The organism is Oryzomonas japonica (assembly GCF_008802365.1).
GTDB lineage: Bacteria > Desulfobacterota > Desulfuromonadia > Geobacterales > Pseudopelobacteraceae > Oryzomonas > Oryzomonas japonica.
Genome location: NZ_VZQZ01000002.1, coordinates 276,697 through 298,706, shown reverse-complemented (window position 1 = coordinate 298,706; position 22,010 = coordinate 276,697). Strand labels below are relative to the sequence as shown.

Genomic DNA, 22,010 nt, shown 5'->3' with positions numbered 1-22,010 from the left:
GCACCGTTCCCCGGCCTCGGCGCCATGAGGGGGACACATAACGAAAGGAGTTACCCATGCAGTTGAAAATCGAAGAGAATGGAGCCGTCAGGGTCATCTACGTAAAGGAGGAGCGCCTTGACGCCCACAACTCCGACGAGCTCAAGGCCGAACTGAATCGGCTGTTCGATAGCGGGACCAAAGACCTGTTGATCGACCTCAAGGAGGTGCGTTTCATCGACAGTTCCGGGCTGGGGGTTTTGGTGTCAGGATTCAAGAATGCATCCGCGCGCCAGGGGAGCCTCAAGCTTTCCGCGCTCCAGAGCCAGGTCAAGTCGATGTTCGAACTGACCCGCCTGCACCGGGTATTCGACATATTTCCGACGGTGGACGATGCGCTGGAGAGTTACTGACCGAGCCGTCATCCACGTACCTGCAGCTTTCTCACACGCGAGGTTGTCATGAAGAACACCATCGACATAGAGATTGTTGTTCCCAACCAGACCCGTTACCTGAGCATGATCGGCAAAATCGGCGAGAATGTGGTGCGGGAGTTGGACCGTTTCAAAGGGGACCGGGAGGCCTTGGCGCACCACCTCAACGTGGTTCTGACCGAGGCCATGGTAAACGCCATCAAACACGCCAATGCCGCCGACCCAAGCAAGGAGATCCTGATACGCATCAGCGTTTCCGACCGGGAAATCTGCATTAAGGTCTATGACAGCGGGCAGGGTTTCGACCTCACAAGCGTACCCGATCCCAGCTTTGAAGCGGACCAGCTCGGCGAAAAGGGGCGCGGCATCTTCATCATCCGCTCTTTGATGGATTCCGTGGAGTACAAAAAGGCGGACGGAGGTAATGTCCTGGAAATGAAAAAGTCTCTTGGCTAAAAAGGACGCACCTCAACACCCCATTCATTCAATTCCGTCAGTACGTTGCCAATCATTTTTTCAAGTTGTGCAGTAATGTTTATGGAGAGTTCTGCCCCCATCTCGATACTGGCCGGCTGGATCCCGACCAGCACCATCTCACGGGGAGCATGCCCCAGCAACTCCGCCACGGCCAGAAGGTCCTTGAGCCCCATCTGATGGGGAGAAACCTTGGTTTGCAGAGCAATCGGCAACTCCGTGCCCGACAGCCGCACCAGCGTTCCCGGCGTGCCCCCCGTTTCAACCGCATCCACCACCAAGAGCCGATCGATCCCTTCCAATTTGGGCAGGAGATCCAACCCCAGGGTGCCGCCGTCCATGATCTCCACATGGGGCGGGAAGCAACAGCGCTTCTGAAGTTCCTGGACCACCCGCACGCCAACCCCGTCGTCGCTCATCACCAGATTGCCGATGCCGAGCACCAGGATAGCAGGGGCTTGGGCCTGACCGTCATGCAAAATCATGCACCCCTCCGCTGCGGAAAATGGAAGCGCCAACTGTGGCCCGGCTGAATCTAAAATATCCCCAGAATCCGTGACGCCGGAATACGTAGCGGCCGGAAGAGTCGGAGCCGCACGCCACCTGTGCCGCACCAAGCCACTCACCACGCCAGGCCGCCGCCGGACGGTCGACCACCTGCATTCCAGCAGAGGCAGAGGCATTCCGGACAAGTGGAGGCATGGAGGCGTCACGGATTCTGGGGATACACTAATCCTCTTTTTTCACCGTGAACTTGTAGCCGCAGAACATGCTGGAAATCTCGCTGCCATGCTCCTTGATGTCCATCAACCAGGCGCTGTAGATATGGTTGATGACAAAACCGACGATCAGCCACATGCCGAAATGATGGGTGAGCCGCATCCCCTGGTCGCTGAACAAGGCATACATGAAACCGAGCGCCCGGTGCATCGGAGAGCTGGGGGCATGTTCGGCATACAACGCAAAGCCGGTCAGGACCATGGTGGAGTAGATGCAGAACAGGGCGATATAGGCGGTGGTCGCCAGAGGATTGTGCCCAACGGTCTCGGGCACGTCCTTGTCGATCAGCAGGTAGTATCGCAGCATCCTGAGCAATTTATGACGCCCCCTGGCGGTGGCGAGTGGGAAAAATTCTTTCCAGCCCGAGTACTTGTTGCCGATGAACGACCAGATCACCCGGGAGATCACGCTGACGGCAAACAGGTAGGCAGCGGTGAAGTGGATGAAACGAATCCAACCCATCGTAAAATCAGATGCCGAACGGCCGAACGAGAAAGGGGTGCCGATGAAAAAGCCGGTCACCGACAGCACGACGATGCAGATCACGTTGATCCAGTGACACCAGCGCACCGGTAATTCCCAGATGTAATTCTTGAATTTGCACTGCTCACTCATACCCCACTCCTTTCTAGGAAACGGTCACTTTGATCACTTCGTTTCCGGTGGCATCCACCACATGAACGGCGCAGGCCAGGCACGGGTCAAAGGAGTGGACCGTACGCAGGATCTCCAGCGGTTTGGCGGGGTCGGCCACCGGTGTTCCGATCAGGGCCGCCTCGTAGGGGCCGCGCTGCCCCTTGGCATCCCGGGGAGATGCGTTCCAGGTGGAGGGGACAACCGCCTGGTAGTTGAGAATTTTCTGGTCCTTGATCTTGATCCAATGTCCCAGGGCGCCGCGCGGCGCCTCGTGCCAACCGTAGCCGCTGGCCTCGGCGGGCCATTCGCTGGGGTCCCACTTCTCGTTGGCGTGGATGCGGTAATCACCCTTGGCGATATTGGCGATCAGCTCGTCCAGCCATTTCGGAGTCTGGCGGGCGACCAGCAGGCAATCGATGCCGCGGGCGCCGGTCCTCCCCAAGGTGGAAAAGAGCGCTTCGGGACCGACTCCCAATTTGTTGAGCACCATGTCCACCGCTGCCTTGGCCTCCTTGTGGCCGGAGGCATACGCCACCAGCACCCGGGCCAGGGGTCCTACCTCCATGGCTTTTTCGTCATAACGGGGGGCCTTGACCCAGGAGTACTTTTTGTCCGTATCCAGGTATTCGTAAGGAGGCTTGGGCCCACTGTAACTCGCTTCAGATTCACCGTCCCAGGGATGGAGCCCCTTTTCCGGGCCGTTCTTGTACTCGAACCAGGAGTGGTCCACATACTCGGCCACCTTCTTCTGGTCCACCGGCAGCACCTTGGAGATGTCCTTGCCCAGGATGGCACCCTGGGGCAACCACTGGTTGCCGGCCGCATCGGGGAATTCGCCGTAGCTGAGAAAATTGCCCACCCCGCCGCCGATAGCGGCCCAATCCTTGTAGAAAGAGGCAACCGCCAAAAGATCCGGGATATAGACCTTTTCCACAAAATCCTGTGCCTTCTTCAGCAGGCGTTTGATCTCCATCAGTTTGTCGGCGTTGAGAGCGTTCTGGGAGTCGGGATCGATGGGAATCGACATCCCGCCCACCAGAAAGGTCTGGGGGTGGGGATTCTTGCTCCCCAGAATGGCGTGAATCCTGATAACGTCCTTCTGCCACTCCAGTGCTTCAAGATAGTGGGCCGTCGCCATCAGGTTCGCCTCGGGGGGGAGCTTGTAGGCCGGGTGCCCCCAATAGGCGTTGGCAAAAGGACCGAGTCGGCCCGAGGCCACGAAGGCTTTGAGCTTGTCCTGTACCGACTGGAAGTAGGTTGCGGAGTTGTTGGGCCAATCGGAAAGGGAGGCGGCCAGGGCCTGTGTCTTGGCCGGATCGGCCTTGAGGGCCGAAGTCACGTCCACCCAGTCCAGGGCGTGGAGATGATAAAAATGAATGACGTGGTCCTGCACGTTCTGGATGCCGATGATGATGTTCCTGATCAACTGGGCGTTGGGCGGGATCTTGATCCTGAGCGCATCCTCCACGGCCCGGATGGAGGCGATGGAATGCACGGTAGTGCAGACGCCGCAGAAACGTTGGGTCCAGAACCAGGCATCCCGCGGGTCACGCCCCTTGAGGATCTTCTCGATGCCGCGGAACATGGTGCTGGAACTCCAGGCATCGGTGATCCTGCCGTCAGTGATCTCGGCCTCGATGCGCAGATGTCCTTCTATCCTGGTAATCGGGTCAACCACTATCTTGGCCATTGCCTATCCCTCCCTGTTTTCGTCGCTGGGTTCCTTATCTCTCCTTATGGCGTTCAGCGCGCCGTGGACGGCAAAGGCCGCTGCGGCGCCGGCCGCCAGCCCGATGCCGATCTTGTCGGCGGTGTGTTCGATGCCGAAACCGGGCACGTTGGGCAGACGTTTGTACAGGGGACCCATGGTATCCCAGAAGGCCGGCTCCGAGCACCCGGCGCAGCCGTGGCCGCTGCCCACCGGCCAGCTGGTCTTGTCGTTGTAGCGTTGAGTGGGACAATTGTGGAACGTGGCCGGCCCCTTGCAGCCCATCCGGTAGAGGCAGAACCCCTTGCGGTGGCCGTCGTCGCCCCACTGCTCCACGTACTGGCCGGCATCGAAATGGGGGCGGCGCTCGCAGTTGTCGTGGATGCGTTTGCCATAGGCGAACAGCGGCCGGCCGTGGCCGTCCAGAGCCGGGATCTTGCCGAATACCAGATAGTGGACCACGGTGGCGGTCAGGTTGTCGGCATTGACCGGACAGCCGGGCAGGTTGATAACGGTTGCACCGGGGACCGCTTCCTTGACGCCGACGGCCCCGGTGGGGTTGGGCACGGCGGCCGGGATACCGCCAAAGGATGCGCAGGTGCCCACCGCGATGGTTGCCAGGGCACCGCCGCAGACTTGGCGCGCCCGGTAAAGGTGCGACTTGCCGCCCACGCAGCCGTAAACACCACCGTCCCTCATAGGTATCGATCCCTCGACGACGCAGAGGTACTTGCCCCTGTAGTCGGTAATGGTTTTTTCCAGGGCGGCTTCAGCCTGGTGCCCGGCGGCGGCCATGATGGTCTCATGGTAGTCGACGGAAAGGATGTCGAGGACGATCTCCCCTACGGTCGGGTTGGCGGAACGCAGCAACGCCTCCGTATCCCCGGCGCAGTCTTGAAACTCCAGCCAGACCAGTGGCGGGCGCTTGACCTCGTCCAGGGCCTGGGCGACTTTGGGGGCGAAGGTGACCGGCAGGGCCATGGCCGCCGTCATGGCGGAACAAAATTTCAGAAAATCCCGTCGGGAAACCCCCCGTTCCCTGAGTATTTCTCCTACAGAGTACTCACGCATTGCGCAATTGTGTTCTAACAAACTGTTTTCAGCGCCATCATCTTGATTGTTCATTCACAACCCCCTTTTTGGCTGGAGTGACCTAACCTTCAATCATCATGGGCATATATAAAATATATTTATTGCCATTCAGTATAATATAAAATTGTTCTATTGCAATACTAATTCGTCACCCATCCCGGGGCACCCAAAAAAACGGCTGCCGAAGCAGCCGTTACACAGGGAAAATTTGAAAATCAGGTTTTGGGTTTGGTCTTTTTCTTTTGCTTGAGCGATTCCCTGAGACGCTTGGAAGCCCGCTCGATCATCAAATGGTGACTGCCCAGGTGGGGCGATTCCGCAGTAGGCATTCGCTGGGTGTAGCTGCCATCCGGGTGCATGTCCCAGACCGAGCGTTGGTCGGAGAGATGAATATCGAAGATGGCCCGCAACTCCTTGGTCAGCTCCGGTGACTCGACCGGACAGAGGACCTCCACACGCGCTTCCAGATTGCGTTTCATGGCGTCTGCCGAAGCCATGTAATAGTCATCCGCCCCGCCGTTTCTGAAATAGTAGAGACGCGAGTGTTCGAGGAAGCGCCCAACGACGCTCATAACCCGAATATTTTCTGAAAGCCCGGGAATGCCGGGGCGCAGCCGACAGGTGTCGCGCACCACAAGGTCGATCTTCACCCCGGCCTGGGACGCCCGGTAGAGCGCCTTGACGATGTCGCCATCTTCCAGGGCGTTCATCTTGAACTGGATCAGCCCGCCACCCTTTTGGCGGTGCAACTCGATCTCCCGTTCAATCCCCGCCAGGAGCGCCTTTTTGAGCATACGGGGCGCCGGTACAATCTTCTGATAATTACGTTTCGCCATGAAGCCGGTGGTCAGGTAGTTGAACAACTCCGTCACGTCCTGGCCAATGGTCTGATCGCAGGTCAACAGTCCCAGGTCGCTGTAGATCCGCGCCGTCTCGGCGTGGTAGTTTCCGGTACCGATGTGCACATACCGCCGCAGCCCGTTATAGTCCTGGCGCACCACCAGAATAACCTTGCAATGGGTTTTGAGGCCGACGACGCCGTAGGTCACATGGATGCCGGCCTCTTCCATCCGTTCCGCCAGGCGGATATTGGCCGCCTCGTCGAAGCGGGCCTTGAGCTCCACCACCACCGCTACCTGCTTGCCGTTCTGGGCGGCCAACACCAGGGAATCGATGATGCGCCCCTGGATGGAGGTGCGGTAGAGGGTCATCTTGATGCCGCGTACCTTGGGGTCGGTGGCCGCTTCGCGCAGAAAACGCTCCACCGATGTGGAGAACGACTCGTAGGGGTGTTGCAGCAGAATGGAGCCGCAGTCGCGAATGATATGGAAGATATTGCGCGCCGTCTGCAACTGGGGGTGTTCGATGGGGTAATGTGGATGGTCGTGCAGCCGGGCATAATCGAGGCCAGCCAGCTCGAACAGGTCGCGCAGGGCCAGAAGACCGGGCACTTCGAAGACGTCGTTTTCTTCGTCCAACTCCAACTCGGCCGCCAGACGACCGCGATGGACCGGGTCCATTCCGGCGCCGATCTCCAGACGCACAATCGGGGCGAACTTCCGCTCCTTCAGCTCGGACTCGATCATGGCCATCAAATCGTCGGCCTCTTCCTCATCCCGCTCTGTATTGGCATTGCGGGTCACGCGGAAGATTTCACAGCTTACAATACTCATGCCGGGAAAGAGCATGTCCAGGTTGTTCATCATCACGTCTTCCAGACAGACGAAATGGTCCCCCTTCCCCACCCTTATAAAACGGGGCGTTCCCAGGCCGACCGGCACCTTGACCCGTGCCAGGGAGACCTCCCGCGCCCTCGGGTAGCGCAGGGTCACCAGCAGGTTGAGGGACAGGTTGGAAATGAACGGGAATGGGTGGGCCGGGTCGATGGACTGGGGGGTCAACAGGGGAAAGATGTTGGTATAGTAATGCTCCCGCAGTGTCTTCTTTTCCTTGGCGGTAAGCTCATTGTAGGATTCTATGGCGATGCCCTTCTCCTCCAGCAGGGAGCAGAGGTGGCGGAAAAGCAGGTCCTTGCGGGCCTCAAGGCCGCGAATGACAAGGTGGCATTCCTGGACCTGCTGGCGGGGCGTGCGGCCATCCAGGGTCAGCTCCCGCATGCCGGCGCCGATCTGCTGCTTAAGGCCACCGATGCGCTTCATGAAAAATTCGTCCAAATTTGAACTGACAATGGCGATGAACTTCAGGCGCTCAAGCAGGGGCGTCCGACTGTCCTCGGCTTCGTGCAGTACCCGCTGGTTAAATTCCAGCCACGTCAACTCCCGGTTGAGATACCATTCGCTGTCGTTCAGGTCTAGCTCGGGCGCAGCCGGAGTTTTCTCAACGGCCACTGGCTGCTTCGGTTTCGTCGCCTTGGTCTTGGGGGGCTTTGCCGGTGTTGGGTCTACCTTGTCCACCTTGCCTCGCTTGGTCTTATTCTGGGTTTGCTTCTTCTTGGTACGGGGGGATGCTGTCACCGTGGTCTCCAGGGTGCGGATTTGTTCTACCTGATAGATGTTACATTATTATGGCATTGTAGCAACAAGCATGGAACAGATTTGCGTCCACAGTGCTGTTTGTGGTACACCTTATCACCTATGAAACGACTCAACACTCCGCAACAACAGGCGGTCAACCACACCGAAGGCGCCCTGCTGCTTCTTGCCGGGGCCGGTTCCGGAAAGACCCAGGTCATCACAACCCGCATCGTTCACCTGCTCAAGGACAAGCACATCTCCGCCGACAACATCCTGGCGGTGACCTTCACCAACAAGGCCGCCAGGGAGATGAAGGAGCGCGTCGGCACCATGGCCGGCAGAATGGCGGACGGGATCATCATCTCAACCTTCCACTCCCTGGGGGTACGCATCCTGCGCCGCGACATCCGAGCGCTGGGCTTCAAGCCCAACTTTTCGATCTACTCCTCGTCGGACCAGGCCGGCGTGCTGCGGCAGGCCATGCGGGAGCGGGACATTGACCCGAAGCAATGCGACCCGGACCTGATGCTCTGGAAGATCTCCGGCCTCAAAAACCGCCTCATCGGCCCTGCCGAATTCAAACCGGCCCACGACGACAAACTCGAGTTGGCCACGGCCGCAGTGTACCCTCGCTACCAGGAACTGCTCAAGGGGTTTAACGCCATTGATTTCGACGATATCATCATGCTTTCGGTCAGGCTGCTACAATCCAACACAGCTATCCTGGGGCATTGGCAGGATCGTTTCCGCTACATCATGGTGGATGAATATCAGGACACCAACGCCTCCCAGTACCTGCTGATTTCGCTTCTGGCTCAGAAGCACGGCAACATCTGCGTGGTAGGGGACGACGACCAGTCCATCTATGGCTGGCGCGGGGCCGAGGTGCAAAACATCCTTAATTTCGGAGACGACTATCCCGGCTGTCGGGTGATCAAGCTGGAGCAGAACTACCGTTCAACCAGCTCGATCCTGGATGCGGCCAACAGCGTCATCAGGAACAACCCGATCCGTACCGACAAGGCACTCTGGACGGCCGGCGGCCAGGGGCGTGGGATCGACCTGATCGTTGCGGCCGACGAAGAGGAAGAGGCCGCCAGGGTAGCTGACAGTATGATGCTGGAGCAGTTCCGCGGCAAACTCCCGTGGTCGGATTTTGCCGTACTCTACCGCTCCAACGCCCAGAGCCGGGCCTTTGAGGAAAAATTGCGTTTGGAGCGCATCCCCTACATCGTGGTGGGGGGACAGCAGTTCTACGAGCGCAAGGAGGTCAAAGACGCCGTGGCCTACCTGCGGGTCATCGACAATCCCGGCGACGAGGCATCCCTGCTGCGCATCATCAACTTTCCCCGCCGGGGCATCGGCGACAACACCCTGCTGCATCTCAACCAGTGGTCACTGGCGCATAACGTCCCACTGTTCGAGGCCCTGGGCCGGGTGGCGGAGATCGCCGACATCTCGGAGTCGTCAAAAAAAGCGGTAGGGGGCTTCTACCGGATGATGACGGAGGTTATTGCCGGTTTCGGCCGCACCGACCTGGGCGCCCAGGTCAATGCCCTTTTTAACCGCCTGCGCATCGAGGACGAATTGTACCGTACCCTGAACGATGCTTCCCAGGCCCGCAAGCGGATCGAGAATATCGAACAGGTGGTCAACTCCCTGGCCATATTTGAGGCCCAAACCCCCAGGGCCACCCTGTCGGCGTTTCTCGAGAGGATCTCGCTGATGGACGAGGAAAAATCGGAGGACGACAAGGAGCACGGCCACAACGCCGTCACGCTCATGTCGCTGCACTCCAGCAAAGGACTGGAATTCAACCATGTTTACCTGGTGGGATTGGAGGAGGAGTTGCTCCCCCACAAGCGCTCCATTGAAGAAGACCCGACCTGCGCCGAGGAGCGGCGGCTGTGCTATGTGGGCATCACCCGCGCCCGCCAGCACCTGACCATCTCCCGCTGTAGAACCCGCAGAAAGTACGGTTCCATCGAAGAGCGTAAACCGAGCCGCTTCCTGGCCGAGATACCGGAGCACCTGCTGATCGATGCGTCAGCCAACGGCGGCGAAACCAAGGGGGGGGAAACGGTGGATATGGCGGCGGCTTTTTTTGCCCAGATGCTGGGAGAGTAACCTGAATCCGTGGCGCTTTAACGGCGGATCGAGCGGCATGCCGGAGTTCAACGTCGCCGTGAAGGTGACACGGACTCAGGGGGACCCCACCGTGATGACAGCAAAACGATCATCGAAATAACGCTCCAGTATCGGGCGCACATCATGCCACGATAGCCCCCCTCCCCCGCAACCGGGCCGCGGCACCACGATCATCTCCCAACCAGCCGTATCGGCAAGCGCGGCCAATTCACGGGCAGACTGTTCGATCAAACCCAGGTCGGGAACGGCATAGGGCGACTGTTCCACCGGGAAACTCACCAGATTGCTGCCCAGGTGATGCACATGGTTGCCGTCCTCTGCGATGCAGGCGCCAAGCCTTCCGGGAAACCAGGGAAAGAGCCGCGCAGCCTGGGCAGCCACCCCTCGCCCCATGACGGCCTTGCCGTTTTTCGCCACCTCCCCGTTGGTAGTAATGGCAACAATGGCAGTTTTTTGATAATCCCAGATATTGCCATGGATCTCACGCATCGGAATTTACCTCGAAAAAAACCCGCGGCTGGTGACAGCGCGGGTTTTAGTAACGGTCAGTAGAGTTTGTGGATGAAGTTGGCGATTTCCTCACCCTCGTCCGTTGCCTGGATCGGCATGACCCCCCTGATGCGGCCTAATCCCCCCCCCTCACCGCCGGAGCGGGTATCGCTGAAGGTGGCCAGTTCCTTGTTCGTCTTGGCGTCAATCAGGCGACCGGAAACCGAAATATTGGTCTTGCCGCTCTCAGGGGCCATCCACCCCAGGAAAAACTTGGCCGCACCAATGCCGCCGTTGAACTTGGTAAATTTGCCCTCCACGATTATGGCCCTGCCCTTTGGCGTGCCGTTGGCAAGCACGTTTTTGAACTTCCCTTCCTTTTTCAGGTACTTGACCAGGCTTTCCTTCAGGTTCTTTACGAGGGTCGGCTTGATTTCATCGACGATCTTCTTTTCCTCATCGTCGAGATTAGTCAATTCAGCCCCTTCGGTGGAAAAGGCCTTGACAACTATCGTGTCGTAGGCGGACAGACGCTCGCTGGTAAAAATAGATTCCTTGCCCAAAACATCGGGACTGGGCAGCGTATCCCTGGCAAACACCGTGAATGCGCCGCACAGCAAAAAAACGACAAGCAAAGAAACTTTTTTCATAATCCCCCCCCATTTAATTGTTACAATTGACTATAGCAACACAGTTGTCGTTGTCAACAATAAAGTTGCATTATTTCGAATAGTTACAAATAAACCATGCCCCAATTCCCATCCAGACGCACAAAAGGTGCCCCATGGCAAATACAAGGCTTGATACATCCGCATACATCGCCCGGCTCAGGGCGTTGGACAAGGGCGCGCTCCCGCCGAACGGCGGCCAGGGTTTCAATCGCCTGATTTTTGCCCGCAGCCCCTACCTGCTGCAGCACGCCGAAAACCCGGTGGCATGGTATGAATGGGGCGATGCAGCCTTTGAGAAGGCCCGCGACGAGAACCGGCCAGTATTGCTCTCCATCGGCTACGCCACCTGCCATTGGTGCCATGTCATGGCCCATGAGTCCTTTGAGGACGAGCAAGTTGCCGCGCTGTTGAACAACCATTTCGTCTGCATCAAGGTGGACCGGGAGGAGCGCCCGGATATCGACGATTTTTACATGACCGTGTCCCAGGTGTTGACCGGCAGCGGCGGCTGGCCGCTGAACATCTTCATGACGCCGGACAAACGCCCCTTCATGGCTGTGACCTACCTGCCCCGGCAGGGACGTGAAGGACAGAACGGCATGATGGAGTTGCTCCCCAACATTGCCGCACTCTGGCGCCAGCGTCCCGACCTGATCGAAAAGAACTGCCGCGGCATCATGGATGCCATGGATAATCTTTCCAGCAAAATTGATCACACTGTAAGTGTTGATTTACAGCAGCTTGCAGATACATCGTTCAACCAGTTACGCAACATATACGACCCGGTGCATGGCGGTTTTGGGACCGTTCCCAAATTCCCTATGCCCATGAACCTGAGTTGGCTCATCGGGCAGGGAGCGACGGGAAACCACGATGCACTGGGAATGGCGCTCCATACGCTGGAAAGGATGCGCAGGGGCGGAATCTGGGACCATATGGGCAGCGGGCTGCACCGTTACGCAGTGGATCGGAAGTGGCTTGTGCCCCACTTCGAGAAAATGCTCTACGATCAGGCCATGGTCGGGCTGGCGGCACTGGAGGCAAACCAGGTAACGGGTGACGACTTCTATCTCCGCATGGCTGAAAATATCTTCAGCTTTGTCGCCCGCGAACTGACCTCACCCGAAGGAGGTTTCTATGCTGCGCTGGACGCCGATTCGGAAGGCGTTGAAGGCAAATGCTACGTCTGGGACAAAGAGGAGATCGAAGAGTGCCTCGGCGATGAGGCACCCCTGTTCTGCCGCTTTTATGGTGTGACCGATGGGGGCAATTTTGAAGGGCACACTATCCTGAACACACCGCTCGGCCTGGATGAGTTCTGTACCGAAGCAAAGTTGGACCCGGCGGCAACCGGCCCGCGGCTGGAGCGCTGTCGATTACTGCTGCTGGAAAAACGGGAGCGGCGCATCGGCCCATTCAGGGACGAGAAGATCATCACCGCCTGGAACGGCTTGATGATTGCCGCCCTGGCCCGTGGTGGGGCGGTGGCCGGCGATCTCTCCCTCTTGGAGGTTGCCAGCCGTGCCGCATCGTTCCTGCTGGAGAGGCTGCGCCGCAGTGATGGGCGCCTTCTGCGCAGTTTTCTGGGGGAAGCGGCCGATATTCCGGGCTTTCTGGAGGATTATGCTTTCCTGGCGTTCGGTCTGCTGGAACTGTTCGAAGCCACTCTGGACACGGCCTGGCTGGAGTGGGCAGTGAAGCTTGCCGATCAAACGCTGGAAATTTTTCTCGATCCCGGCAGCGGCCGTTTTTTGAAAACCGGCCGTGATGCCGAAGCCATGCCCCTGGCGGCGTCTCTGGAACATGACGGTGTCGTGCCGTCGGCTTTCTCCCTGACCGCCCAGACATTCATCCGCCTGGCCCGCGCCGCCGCAAGGCCCGACCTGCTGGATCATGCCCGGCGGTTGCTGGAAAGCTATGCCGCTGACGTGCAGCGCCAGCCCACGATCCACCTGGGAAGCCTGCATGCCATGGCCTTGCTGGAGAACGAGCCGTTCGAGGCCCGTTTCAGTGGGCAACGGGAACATCCCGCCATGCTGGAGTTGCTGCACAGCCTGAAATCGCACTACTGCCCCAACCTTGCGCTGACCTTCGAAGCGAACGACGACTCCCCCGCCCTCGCCATCTGCGCCCTTGGGACCTGCTACCCGACGGTCCGTAATGTAAGCGAGTTGGAACCGATTATGGACCGGGTCGCCCCACGCTTTAGACCTTCACAAATGATGGGGTGAGGATCATTTCCGGCGAAGCGCGCTGACCATCCCGGCATCAAGCACTACCGCCGCAGGGATGAAGGTATCCAACTCATTGACCGCCTCCCCCAGCAGCCTGCGGGTAAGTTCCCGGAACAGGAGCAGCTCCTGCGCGAACAGATCCAGAAAGGGGTGGCGGAGGTCCTCCAGCTGTGCGACATCGATGCCCATGAAATTCAGGGTGCACCATTCGTCCATCAGTGCCTCGCCCGAGGTGTCCAAGAGCGGGATGCCGTTCAAACGGCAGGTCATGGGACGTTGCTCGTAGACCAGGCAACTCCCGTCCTCCGCCAGGAGCAGACACGGGGTTTCATCCTCTTCCGGCATCAACGCTTCCCAATCTTTCTCCGGGATGCGGTTGAGAATCCACGGTTCGACAAAGGAAGGATTGCAGGCGGACAGCGAGGCCAGGCGTTCCGTCGCCTTCATGCGCAGGGAGTGCTGCACGGCTTCCGGCAGTGCGTCGATACCGCTGCGCAGGTAGAGGGCGTCGAGAACCGTGATGTCGAACAGCCCTCGGCAACAGGCCGAACAACCTCGGTGGCAGGCAATCTGGTCCCCATGGCGTTGGATGCAGCCGTCGAACCAGCGATCCACCTCCCGCAACAGTTCTCCATAGCGTCCCAACAGCTCTTTCATGGTACCGCACCTCCCGGAGTGGATACGCTCGCCAGCTTTTCGTTGTGGGAAAGAAGCCCGAAACCATACCCCCGCTCCTTGAGGATGGGTATCAAGTCCTTCAGGGCAGCAAGGGTTGCATCATGGCCGGAACCGTCATGAAAGAGCACAATGGCATGCCTGCGTTGATTTTTGGCCAGTTGCCCCAGCACCGCTTTCTCTATAAGGCGGCGGTTGTGGGCTCCTCTTTTAGTGGAATCGTAACTGTCGATATCCCAAGTAAAGATCTGGGCGCCTTCGGCGGCCACCTGGGACACAAGCTTTCTGCCCGAAGCGCCGTAGGGGATTCTCACCATGCGGCCATCGCCGCCCAGACGGTCGATCAGGGAGGCTGTCCGGCCGATTTCGTTGGTATTCCGGGCAAAGGAAGCCTTGAGCTTATGCAGGTTATGGGAAAACGTATGGCTGGCAACCCGGTGCCCCATGGCGACCAGCGAGGTAACGGCCTTTTCATGCCCCTTGACATTGCACCCGAGCACAAAGAACGTAGCCCGTATGCCTTGGGATTTCAGGTAGGTAGCAATCGGCACCGTCAGGCGCGACGGGCCGTCGTCGAAGGTAAGGTAGATGATGCTGCGCCCCGGATCGGTTCGTGGGCGTGCCGGAGATGGTATCCTGGCCTTGGGCGTGACGTTGAGGGGTAGTGCAGCGGCGAATGGCTTGACGCCGGGGAACGATTCATCATGGGATTGCGGGAGGGGAGTTATCCTTGAATCCGCCCCTTGAACGGCCTGACCCGGTTGTCCTGCTAGTGCCGCAGGGGAAGCTCCGACAGGGTCGTCACGGCGCTGTTCGTCCGCTACGGCATCGTTCAAAGAAACGATCTCGTCAGCCACGTCCACGTCCGCTCCGTGCCGACCGCTGCCATCCGGGTCCACATCCACGCCGGCCCCCCGGCGCAGTTGGGCGGCAAGGAGGGTGCGGGACAACAGGCGGCTCTTCAGGCCGGCAAGTCGGTACAGGCCGTCGGCTTCCTCGACCATACCGCTCTTGTAATACCGATCGGCAAGTTCAAGGGTGCGGCGCAACGTATCGGTTTCTTCGGGCTCCGGGGAATCGGCGGCCGCAGCAAGGGCCGCGTTGAAGCTGGCATAGGCGTCGCTCCGCCAGTGGGGGACTGCGGCGGCACAGCCAGAGAGCGCCAGAAGAAGCGCCGCCAGACAGCATCCCAAAGCGAACCGCATGGACAGAGACGCTGTCACAAGCTACATATACACCATGACTTTGATGTTGATGGCGCCGTTGGCCGTGGTGAAGGGAATCGTCACACCCTTGCACTGCACGTTGATACTGGTGCCCTCATCGGGGTCGGGCGGTTCGGAAATGGCGCGCAACTGGCCGGAAACTACCAGCGGCAGTCCCAGGGCCACGCTGCCGTACTGCTCGTGGTATTTTGTCTTGAACACGCCGGCAATGTTGTTTGCCAGTTCGCCGACCGCATCGCGGATGCACTCGTCGTCGGCCTCGTCCACCATCAGTAACTCTTTGGCAACGCACTGGGCCGTTTTCTTGTCGGTGGCAAAGATGATGTAGCCGACCCGGTCCCCGGCCACGCCCACGATGCCGGTCACATCCGAATCCACCGCACCCACCTTCTTTTCGACCTTGCCGGCCAGCAGGTCGATATTCATGTAACTCTTGAAGGTATCCTGGGTGGCGGACATGATGGTAAACATAATTTCTTCAAAGGATATTCCGGACAAATCAGTTACCTCCAGCTTGTCGTAATGCGTTATTGACAGGTGCTCGGCAGCATCTACTCCCACTCGATGGTTGCAGGCGGCTTCTGGCTGATGTCGTACACCACCCGGTTGACCCCTTTGACCTCGTTGATGATGCGTGAAGAAATGGTGCCCAGAAGTTCGTAGGGCAGTTTGACCCAATCGGCGGTCATGCCGTCCAGGGAATTGACCGCCCGGAGCGCCACGGTAAAATCATAGGTTCGGGCGTCGCCCATGACCCCCACTGTCCGCACCGGCAGGAGTACGGCAAAGGATTGCCAGATCTCCCGGTACAGACCGGCCTTGCGAATTTCTTCCAGCACGATGGCGTCCGCCTCGCGCAGGATTTCCAGCTTTTCCGCGGTCAACTCGCCGATGCAGCGGATGGCGAGCCCCGGCCCGGGGAACGGTTGACGGTGGACCACCTCGTCCGGCATCCCCAACTCCTTGCCCAGCAGTCTGACCTCATCCTTGAAGAGTTCCCGCACCGGTTCCAGCAACTTCAGATTCATGCGTTCCGGCAGGCCGCCCACGTTGTGGTGGCTCTTAATGACAGCCGAAGGTCCCTTGGTGGAAACCGATTCGATCACGTCCGGATAGAGTGTCCCCTGGGCCAGGTAATCCACCTGTCCCAGCTTGACAGCCTCTTCCTCGAACAGGTAGATGAACTCGTTGCCGATGATCTTGCGCTTTTTTTCCGGATCGCTGACACCCGCGAGCTTTTCCAGAAAACGCGCCGACGCATCCACATAGTCCAGATTAATCTTGAAATGCTTGGTAAAGAGGTTGACAACCTTCTCGGCCTCCCCCTTGCGCAGCAGACCATTGTTGACAAAGATGCAGTGGAGCTGGTCGCCGATGGCCTTGTGGATCAGTACCGCCACGACCGAAGAATCGACCCCGCCGGACAGGGCGCAGATCACCTTACCCGTTCCGACCTTTTCCTTGATCGACGCGATCTCGGTCTCGATGAAGCCGGCCATGGTCCAGGTCGGTTTACAGCCACACACCGTAAAGATAAAGTTGCCCAGCATCTCGTCGCCGCGGGGTGTGTGCACCACCTCGGGATGAAACTGCACTCCGAAGAAACGGCGCTGCCCATCCTTCATGGCCGCAACCGGCGAATGATCGGTGTGGGCGATGGTGCCGAAGCCCTTGGGCATCTCCTCGATGCGGTCGCCGTGGGACATCCACACCTCTTCATGGCCGCTGAAGCCGCTGAAGAGATCACTATTGTCGTCGATCTGCAATTGGGAGCGCCCGTATTCCCGCTTGTCGGAGCGTTCCACCCGGCCACCCAACTGCTGGGTCATGAGTTGCATGCCGTAACAGATGCCCAGAACCGGGACCCCCAGTTCAAAGATCCGCTGATCGGAGAGCGGCGCATCGGCGTCATAGACGCTGCACGGCCCACCGGAGAGCACAATCCCCTGGGGATCGAACGACTTGATCTTTTCCAGGGGCATGTTGAAGGGATGGATCTCGCAGTAGACACTCTGTTCGCGGATGCGGCGGGCGATGAGTTGGGTCACTTGGGAACCGAAGTCAAGAATCAGGATCTTCTGGCTATGGATATCGGTGGTCATGTGTTGCATCCTACCTTGAATTCTGCAAACCTTGCCACAGAGACACAGAGGCTCAGAGGAATCACGGAGTTTTCACCTGGGAGTACTGCGTCTGGCTCTCTGGGCTCTGTGGCGGATTGCGTTTAGTAATGTCTGCGGTTTATCCCTAATTACCGACCCGGTAGTTCGGAGCCTCTTTCGTAATCGTCACGTCATGCACATGGGATTCCTTGAGACCCGCGCCGGTGATGCGGATGAAGCGGCTCTGCTCCTGCATATCCGGAATCGAGCCGCAACCGGTATAGCCCATGCCTGACCGCAGGCCGCCCATCAACTGGTGGATATTGGCCGAAAGCGGTCCGCGCAGCGGCACCATCCCCTCGATCCCCTCCGGCACCAGTTTTACATCCTCGCCCACGTCCGATTGGAAATAGCGGTCCTTGCTGCCGTCCTTCATGGCTCCGATGGAGCCCATGCCGCGGTAGCTCTTGTAGGTCCTGCCCTGGTAGAGGATTGTATCGCCCGGCGACTCCTCGGTCCCGGCAAAGAGCGAACCGATCATGATACTGTCGGCGCCCGCCGAAATCGCCTTGGGCAGGTCGCCGGAATACTTGATGCCACCATCGGCAATGACCGGCACGCCATGTTTGTGGGCAACCCGCGAACACTCGTGAATGGCGGTGATCTGGGGCACGCCCACGCCGGCCACCATGCGCGTGGTACAGATGGAGCCGGGGCCAATCCCGACCTTGAGGCCGTCGGCACCCGCCTTGATCAACGCTTCGGCCGCCTCGGCCGTAGCGATGTTGCCGGCAATGATCTCGACACCGGGAAAGGTCGATTTGGCCCGGATAACGGCGTCGATTACCCCCTGGGAGTGGCCATGGGCGGTATCTATGACAATAACGTCGACCCCGGCCCTGATCAGGGCCTCCATACGGGCCTCCATCTCGGCCGTGATGCCGACCGCCGCGCCGACCCGCAGGCGCCCCAGGCTGTCCTTGCAGGCGTTGGGGTATTTTTTGACCTTTTCGATGTCCTTGATGGTGATCAGACCCTTGAGGTTGTGATCATCGTCAACCACCAGCAGCTTTTCGACCCTGGTATGTTTGAGGTGTTCCTTGGCTTGTTCCAGGGTGGTGCCCACCGGCACGGTCACCAGATTGCGCTTGGTCATGCGGGCCGAGATCAAGAGGTCGTAATCGGTTTCGAAACGCAGGTCCCGGTTGGTGAGAATCCCCACCAGCTTGCCATTCGGCTTGGTGATCGGCACGCCGGAGATGCGATAGCGCGACATGATATCCAGAGCCTCGCTGATCTTCTGGTTGGGCCGCATGGTAATCGGGTCAACGATCATACCCGATTCGCTCTTCTTGACCTTGTCGACTTCCTGGGCCTGGGCCTCGATGCTGAGATTCTTGTGAACGATGCCGAGACCGCCTTCACGGGCCATACAGATGGCGGTGCGGGCTTCGGTAACCGTATCCATGGCGGCGCTGACCAGCGGTATGTTCAGGGGGATGTTGCGGGACAGGCGGGTGGAGAGGTTGACATCGCGGGGCAAAACAAGAGAGTGAGCAGGCACAAGGAGGACGTCGTCAAAGGTTAGGCCTTCCGTTAACTTGTCATAGGGCATATACAAAACTCCTCGCTGATTAATTTTAAAGAAGTTAGTACAGGGAATCGGGCAAGTCAAGATAAAAGGAGAAGGTAGGAGTATACTTGAAACCGTGACTGAACGTGAAAGGAACAGGCCGTAGAATGGCCCTTTGCAGAGGGGTACCACGGTTTTTCCCCGCAATTATCACGCACATGCTATTTTCTGAATCCGTGATGCCGAATGACGGATCGAGCGACATAAGGCATCACGGATTCAGGTATTTTACCCTCACAACAATCCCGGGTTTCCGCTTCAGCGCGGAATAAACTCCTCCCGGGACGCAATCCGCTCCAAGGTGGCCACGATCAGCTTGGCGGCAGCTTCAAGATCTCCCAGGGAAACGGTTTCCACCGGCGTGTGCATGTAACGAAGCGGAATCTTGACCAGGGCCGTGGCCACACCGCTGCGGGAGATCTGCATGACGTTGGCGTCGGTGCCGGTGGCCCGGGGATTGGCGGTGTGCTGTACGTCGATCTTTTCCTTATCGGCTGCTACGGAGAGCAGGTCGAAGAGATGGGGGTTGATATTGGCCCCTCGGGTCAGAATCGGCCCCTTACCCAAGGCTACCTCGCCGTTGTGTTTCTTTTCCACATCCGGCTGATCGGTGGCAAAATCCACTTCGACGCAGATACCTACGTCCGGGTTGACGGCATAACAACTGGTGGTGCCGCCCCGCAGGCCGATCTCCTCCTGGACGGATGAAACACCGTAGAGATCCACGGCCAGTTTTTTCTTGCCGGCCGCCACCAGGCGCAGCACCTCGGCCACCACGAAACAACCCGCCTTGTCGTCGAAGCCGCGCGACGACACCCGATCACCCGCCAGACGGGTGAAGGCGCTCTCGAAAGTAACCGCATCACCGACCTTCACCAGCTTCTGGGCCTCTTTCTTATCCTTGGCGCCGATATCGATGTACTGGGATTCCAGTTTTACCACGGTTTCCCGGTCCTTGGCGTCCATGAGGTGGATCGGTTTCTTGCCGATCACGCCCGCCAGAGGGCCGCCCGCGGTATGAACATTGACCCGTTTGCCGGCCGTCAAGTGGGCGTCCACCCCGCCCACGGCAGCAAAGTAGAGAAACCCTTTGTCGTCGATGTACTTGACCTGCAGGCCGATCTCGTCGGTATGCCCCACGATCATGACCCGCGGCAGGTCCTTACCCTTGCCGGAGATGCGGGCAAAGACATTGCCCATCACGTCGGTGGTCAACTCGTCGCAGTAGGGGGCGACATAGTCGCGAAAGACCCGCTGGGCCGGCTGTTCGTAGCCGGAAGGGCTCGGGGCGTCGAGAAGCTTTTCCAGAAATGCCAGTGATTCTTTACGCATGATTTATACCTCGCTGATGTTGTAATTCAAATCCGTTATAATATTACCTTTAAAGCAATGCCCTAAGTATTCAACCATAACCTCTTCCTGCAAAAGAGCATCATCAGGAACGACCCGGACAGAGATGCCGGATGGCCGCAGGCGCGCCAGGTTGCGCCGTTTTTGGCCGATCACGTCCGAGACTCGCGAAGGATGACAGGTCAAGCTGAAAGGCGCATCGTCGGGCAGAGTCGCTGCGAGCTGCCGCACCAGATCAAAATACAGTTCCGAACGCACCAACTGCCCGAGCGCCGGATGCCAACAACCGGCCAGTACCGTGGCACCGTTCAACCCATCGCTCGCCTGGAGGCCGATGCGGATAACGTCAATCCCGCCACGCATGGCACGATGCAGAAGCTGCTTGCAGAGTGCAATGCCCTGTTCCAAATCCAGGGGACGGTATTCACCCGCGTGATAACTCCGGGCCAACGGTGTCCCCGCCAGCACCACCACCGGGTAGAACCGCACAAAATCCGCCCCGGCTGCGATTACCCGTTCCAGCGACCTGAACACAGCGGCGGGAGTGTCGCCCGGAAGGCCGGGCATCAACTGGGCCCCGGCAACCAGGCCCTGCTCCTTGATGCAGCGCAGAGCAGCCTCGGATGCGGCCGCATCGTGCCCCCGGCCGCTCAGCGCCAGGACGTCGTCATCCATGGACTGTACGCCGATCTCGATGACAGAAACCCCCTGGTCGGCCAGGCGACGCACCGTAGCGCCATCCAGGCAGTCCGGCCGGGTGGATACCCTGACCGATCGCACAACGCCGCTCTCCAGAAAGGACTGAACAGGGGCCAACAGCTCATCCTGCACCTGTTCCGGCAGGGCGGAAAAACTGCCGCCGAAAAAGGCCACCTCCAGGGGGCGGCCGGCGGCGGAACTCCGCCAGGAATCGACGGTGGCGCTAATCTGCTGCCGGCTCGGCAGAGTGCCGCAGGAGCCGGAAATGACGCGCTGATCACAGAATACACACGCGTGGGGGCACCCCTGGTGACTGATGAAGAAGGGAACCGTGACCGCTTTCACGTCAGCGTTCCCGATTGGATAAAAGCCGTTCCAACGCCTGTGCAGCCGCGGCCTGCTGGGCTGTTTTTTTCGACCTGCCCTCGCCCTCCCCCATCACGTCCCCCCCCACCAGCAACTGAAAATGAAACAACCGGTCGTGGGGAGGGCCGGACTCTGCGCTCAGCCGGTATTCCGGCGGCGGCAGGCTTCTGGCCGAGAGCAGTTCCTGCAACTCGCTCTTGGCATCCCGCCCGACCTCCCGGCTGTCGGGGGCGGCAAGCAGGTTGTCGAACAGACGCGACACCAGGGTACGGGCAGCTTCCAATCCCCCATCCTGATAGACTGCGGCGATCAGGGCCTCAAGGACATCCGATAGGATCGAGTCCTTGCTACGGCCGGAGGTTTGCTCCTCGCCACGCCCGAGACGAATAAAACCACCAAGTTCAAGGGAACGGGCCAGGTCCGCCAGAGTCCCCTGCCCTGCCAAATGAGCCCGAGAACGGGAAAGGTCCCCTTCATGCCATTCGGGAAAACGGGAATAGAGCATCTCGGCCAGCAACATGCCCAGCACGGCATCGCCCAAAAATTCCAGGCGCTGGTAATCGTCACCGTCCGCCTCATTGCACTCATGCTGCCAGGAAGGATGGGTCAAGGCGCGGCACGCCAGGCTGCGATCCTTGAAAAGATAGGCAAGCCGCTCTTCCAGATGGGTGTAATCGATCATCGCTTTGCTGTTCTCCTAACGGGGAAACTATAGTCATACGACCTGAATTTGGCAACAGAAAGCATATCGCCGCACATGCTCAGTTATGCACATATAAGCAGAAATTCAGTTGCGAATTCGCGACAACTCACCTATAATTCAGCATTTGCAGATAATTG

General features: G+C 59.0%; 19 protein-coding genes. 4 read left to right on the top strand and 15 right to left on the bottom strand.

The genetic code is table 11. The features are described from left to right. The first annotated feature begins 56 nt into the window (after positions 1–56). Positions 57–392 (top strand): STAS domain-containing protein, encoded by a 336-nt coding sequence (locus tag F6V25_RS04630; protein ID WP_149305669.1) that lies wholly within the window; start codon positions 57–59, stop codon positions 390–392. A gap of 48 nt (positions 393–440) precedes the next feature. Further along, on the top strand, positions 441–869 hold the full coding sequence (locus tag F6V25_RS04625) for an ATP-binding protein (protein ID WP_151127448.1): 429 nt from the start codon (positions 441–443) through the stop codon (positions 867–869). Here F6V25_RS04625 and F6V25_RS04620 read toward each other — a convergent pair. The 5 genes from F6V25_RS04620 to ppk1 form a co-directional block, all read right to left on the bottom strand. Next, positions 866–1,372 carry a HyaD/HybD family hydrogenase maturation endopeptidase gene (locus F6V25_RS04620; RefSeq protein WP_151127447.1) on the bottom strand — a complete coding sequence of 169 codons (507 nt, stop codon included), beginning with the start codon at positions 1,370–1,372 and terminating at the stop codon, positions 866–868. The two genes, F6V25_RS04625 and F6V25_RS04620, sit on opposite strands and share 4 nt — an antisense overlap. Positions 1,373–1,616: 244 nt before the next feature. Further along, positions 1,617–2,282, bottom strand: coding sequence for a Ni/Fe-hydrogenase, b-type cytochrome subunit (cybH, locus tag F6V25_RS04615; protein ID WP_151127446.1), 666 nt, complete (start codon positions 2,280–2,282; stop codon positions 1,617–1,619). Between the two features lie 13 nt (positions 2,283–2,295). Next, the gene (locus F6V25_RS04610; protein ID WP_151127445.1) at positions 2,296–3,993 is read right to left on the bottom strand and encodes a nickel-dependent hydrogenase large subunit; all 1,698 of its coding nucleotides are present in this window, start codon (positions 3,991–3,993) and stop codon (positions 2,296–2,298) included. Between the two features lie 3 nt (positions 3,994–3,996). Continuing rightward, positions 3,997–5,082: a hydrogenase small subunit gene (locus F6V25_RS04605; protein WP_246166961.1), complete on the bottom strand. Its 1,086-nt coding sequence runs from the start codon at positions 5,080–5,082 to the stop codon at positions 3,997–3,999. Positions 5,083–5,318: 236 nt separating this feature from the next. Continuing rightward, positions 5,319–7,577, bottom strand: coding sequence for a polyphosphate kinase 1 (ppk1, locus tag F6V25_RS04600; protein ID WP_476739184.1), 2,259 nt, complete (start codon positions 7,575–7,577; stop codon positions 5,319–5,321). Positions 7,578–7,697: 120 nt separating this feature from the next. Between ppk1 and F6V25_RS04595 the strand changes: the two genes are divergently transcribed. Next, complete coding sequence (locus tag F6V25_RS04595) at positions 7,698–9,704, top strand: ATP-dependent helicase (RefSeq protein WP_151127443.1); 2,007 nt, start codon at positions 7,698–7,700, stop codon at positions 9,702–9,704. 75 nt (positions 9,705–9,779) lie between these two features. On the opposite strand, the gene F6V25_RS04590 is transcribed toward F6V25_RS04595, so the two are convergent. Then, positions 9,780–10,214 (bottom strand): macro domain-containing protein, encoded by a 435-nt coding sequence (locus F6V25_RS04590; protein WP_151127442.1) that lies wholly within the window; start codon positions 10,212–10,214, stop codon positions 9,780–9,782. A 56-nt stretch (positions 10,215–10,270) separates the two neighbouring features. Next, a complete protein-coding gene (locus tag F6V25_RS04585) occupies positions 10,271–10,864 on the bottom strand; it encodes a DUF4410 domain-containing protein (protein WP_151127441.1) in 594 nt (197 codons plus the stop codon). 134 nt (positions 10,865–10,998) lie between these two features. Here F6V25_RS04585 and F6V25_RS04580 point away from each other — a divergent pair, with 134 nt between their 5' ends. Beyond that, complete coding sequence (locus F6V25_RS04580) at positions 10,999–13,116, top strand: thioredoxin domain-containing protein (protein WP_151127440.1); 2,118 nt, start codon at positions 10,999–11,001, stop codon at positions 13,114–13,116. A gap of 3 nt (positions 13,117–13,119) precedes the next feature. On the opposite strand, the gene F6V25_RS04575 is transcribed toward F6V25_RS04580, so the two are convergent. From F6V25_RS04575 to rnc, 8 genes are all read right to left on the bottom strand, one after another. Then, positions 13,120–13,776: a YkgJ family cysteine cluster protein gene (locus F6V25_RS04575; RefSeq protein WP_151127439.1), complete on the bottom strand. Its 657-nt coding sequence runs from the start codon at positions 13,774–13,776 to the stop codon at positions 13,120–13,122. Further along, the gene (locus F6V25_RS04570; RefSeq protein WP_151127438.1) at positions 13,773–15,017 is read right to left on the bottom strand and encodes a polysaccharide deacetylase family protein; all 1,245 of its coding nucleotides are present in this window, start codon (positions 15,015–15,017) and stop codon (positions 13,773–13,775) included. Before F6V25_RS04570 ends, F6V25_RS04575 begins: the two co-directional genes overlap by 4 nt. 3 nt (positions 15,018–15,020) lie before the next feature. After that, positions 15,021–15,491 (bottom strand): chemotaxis protein CheX, encoded by a 471-nt coding sequence (locus F6V25_RS04565; RefSeq protein ID WP_246166960.1) that lies wholly within the window; start codon positions 15,489–15,491, stop codon positions 15,021–15,023. A gap of 80 nt (positions 15,492–15,571) precedes the next feature. Then, positions 15,572–17,122, bottom strand: coding sequence for a glutamine-hydrolyzing GMP synthase (gene guaA, locus F6V25_RS04560; protein ID WP_149305657.1), 1,551 nt, complete (start codon positions 17,120–17,122; stop codon positions 15,572–15,574). A 145-nt stretch (positions 17,123–17,267) separates the two neighbouring features. Next, the gene (gene guaB / locus F6V25_RS04555) at positions 17,268–18,737 is read right to left on the bottom strand and encodes an IMP dehydrogenase (RefSeq protein ID WP_149305656.1); all 1,470 of its coding nucleotides are present in this window, start codon (positions 18,735–18,737) and stop codon (positions 17,268–17,270) included. A gap of 276 nt (positions 18,738–19,013) precedes the next feature. Further along, positions 19,014–20,087, bottom strand: coding sequence for a M42 family metallopeptidase (locus tag F6V25_RS04550; protein WP_151127436.1), 1,074 nt, complete (start codon positions 20,085–20,087; stop codon positions 19,014–19,016). Between the two features lie 3 nt (positions 20,088–20,090). Continuing rightward, positions 20,091–21,149, bottom strand: coding sequence for an elongator complex protein 3 (locus F6V25_RS04545; RefSeq protein WP_151127435.1), 1,059 nt, complete (start codon positions 21,147–21,149; stop codon positions 20,091–20,093). A 1-nt stretch (position 21,150) separates the two neighbouring features. Then, a complete protein-coding gene (gene rnc / locus F6V25_RS04540; RefSeq protein WP_151127434.1) occupies positions 21,151–21,852 on the bottom strand; it encodes a ribonuclease III in 702 nt (233 codons plus the stop codon). Positions 21,853–22,010 lie beyond the last annotated feature (158 nt).

Bases quoted from the DNA above. Each gene is read 5' to 3' on its own strand.
- F6V25_RS04630 (WP_149305669.1), top strand. From the start codon at position 57: ATGCAGTTGAAAATCGAAGAGAATGGAGCCGTCAGGGTCATCTACGTA.
- F6V25_RS04625 (WP_151127448.1), top strand. From the start codon at position 441: ATGAAGAACACCATCGACATAGAGATTGTTGTTCCCAACCAGACCCGT.
- F6V25_RS04620 (WP_151127447.1), bottom strand. From the start codon at position 1,372: ATGATTTTGCATGACGGTCAGGCCCAAGCCCCTGCTATCCTGGTGCTC.
- cybH (WP_151127446.1), bottom strand. From the start codon at position 2,282: ATGAGTGAGCAGTGCAAATTCAAGAATTACATCTGGGAATTACCGGTG.
- F6V25_RS04610 (WP_151127445.1), bottom strand. From the start codon at position 3,993: ATGGCCAAGATAGTGGTTGACCCGATTACCAGGATAGAAGGACATCTG.
- F6V25_RS04605 (WP_246166961.1), bottom strand. From the start codon at position 5,082: ATGCGTGAGTACTCTGTAGGAGAAATACTCAGGGAACGGGGGGTTTCC.
- F6V25_RS04595 (WP_151127443.1), top strand. From the start codon at position 7,698: ATGAAACGACTCAACACTCCGCAACAACAGGCGGTCAACCACACCGAA.
- F6V25_RS04590 (WP_151127442.1), bottom strand. From the start codon at position 10,214: ATGCGTGAGATCCATGGCAATATCTGGGATTATCAAAAAACTGCCATT.
- F6V25_RS04585 (WP_151127441.1), bottom strand. From the start codon at position 10,864: ATGAAAAAAGTTTCTTTGCTTGTCGTTTTTTTGCTGTGCGGCGCATTC.
- F6V25_RS04580 (WP_151127440.1), top strand. From the start codon at position 10,999: ATGGCAAATACAAGGCTTGATACATCCGCATACATCGCCCGGCTCAGG.
- F6V25_RS04575 (WP_151127439.1), bottom strand. From the start codon at position 13,776: ATGAAAGAGCTGTTGGGACGCTATGGAGAACTGTTGCGGGAGGTGGAT.
- F6V25_RS04565 (WP_246166960.1), bottom strand. From the start codon at position 15,491: ATGTTTACCATCATGTCCGCCACCCAGGATACCTTCAAGAGTTACATG.
- guaA (WP_149305657.1), bottom strand. From the start codon at position 17,122: ATGACCACCGATATCCATAGCCAGAAGATCCTGATTCTTGACTTCGGT.
- guaB (WP_149305656.1), bottom strand. From the start codon at position 18,737: ATGCCCTATGACAAGTTAACGGAAGGCCTAACCTTTGACGACGTCCTC.
- F6V25_RS04550 (WP_151127436.1), bottom strand. From the start codon at position 20,087: ATGCGTAAAGAATCACTGGCATTTCTGGAAAAGCTTCTCGACGCCCCG.
- rnc (WP_151127434.1), bottom strand. From the start codon at position 21,852: ATGATCGATTACACCCATCTGGAAGAGCGGCTTGCCTATCTTTTCAAG.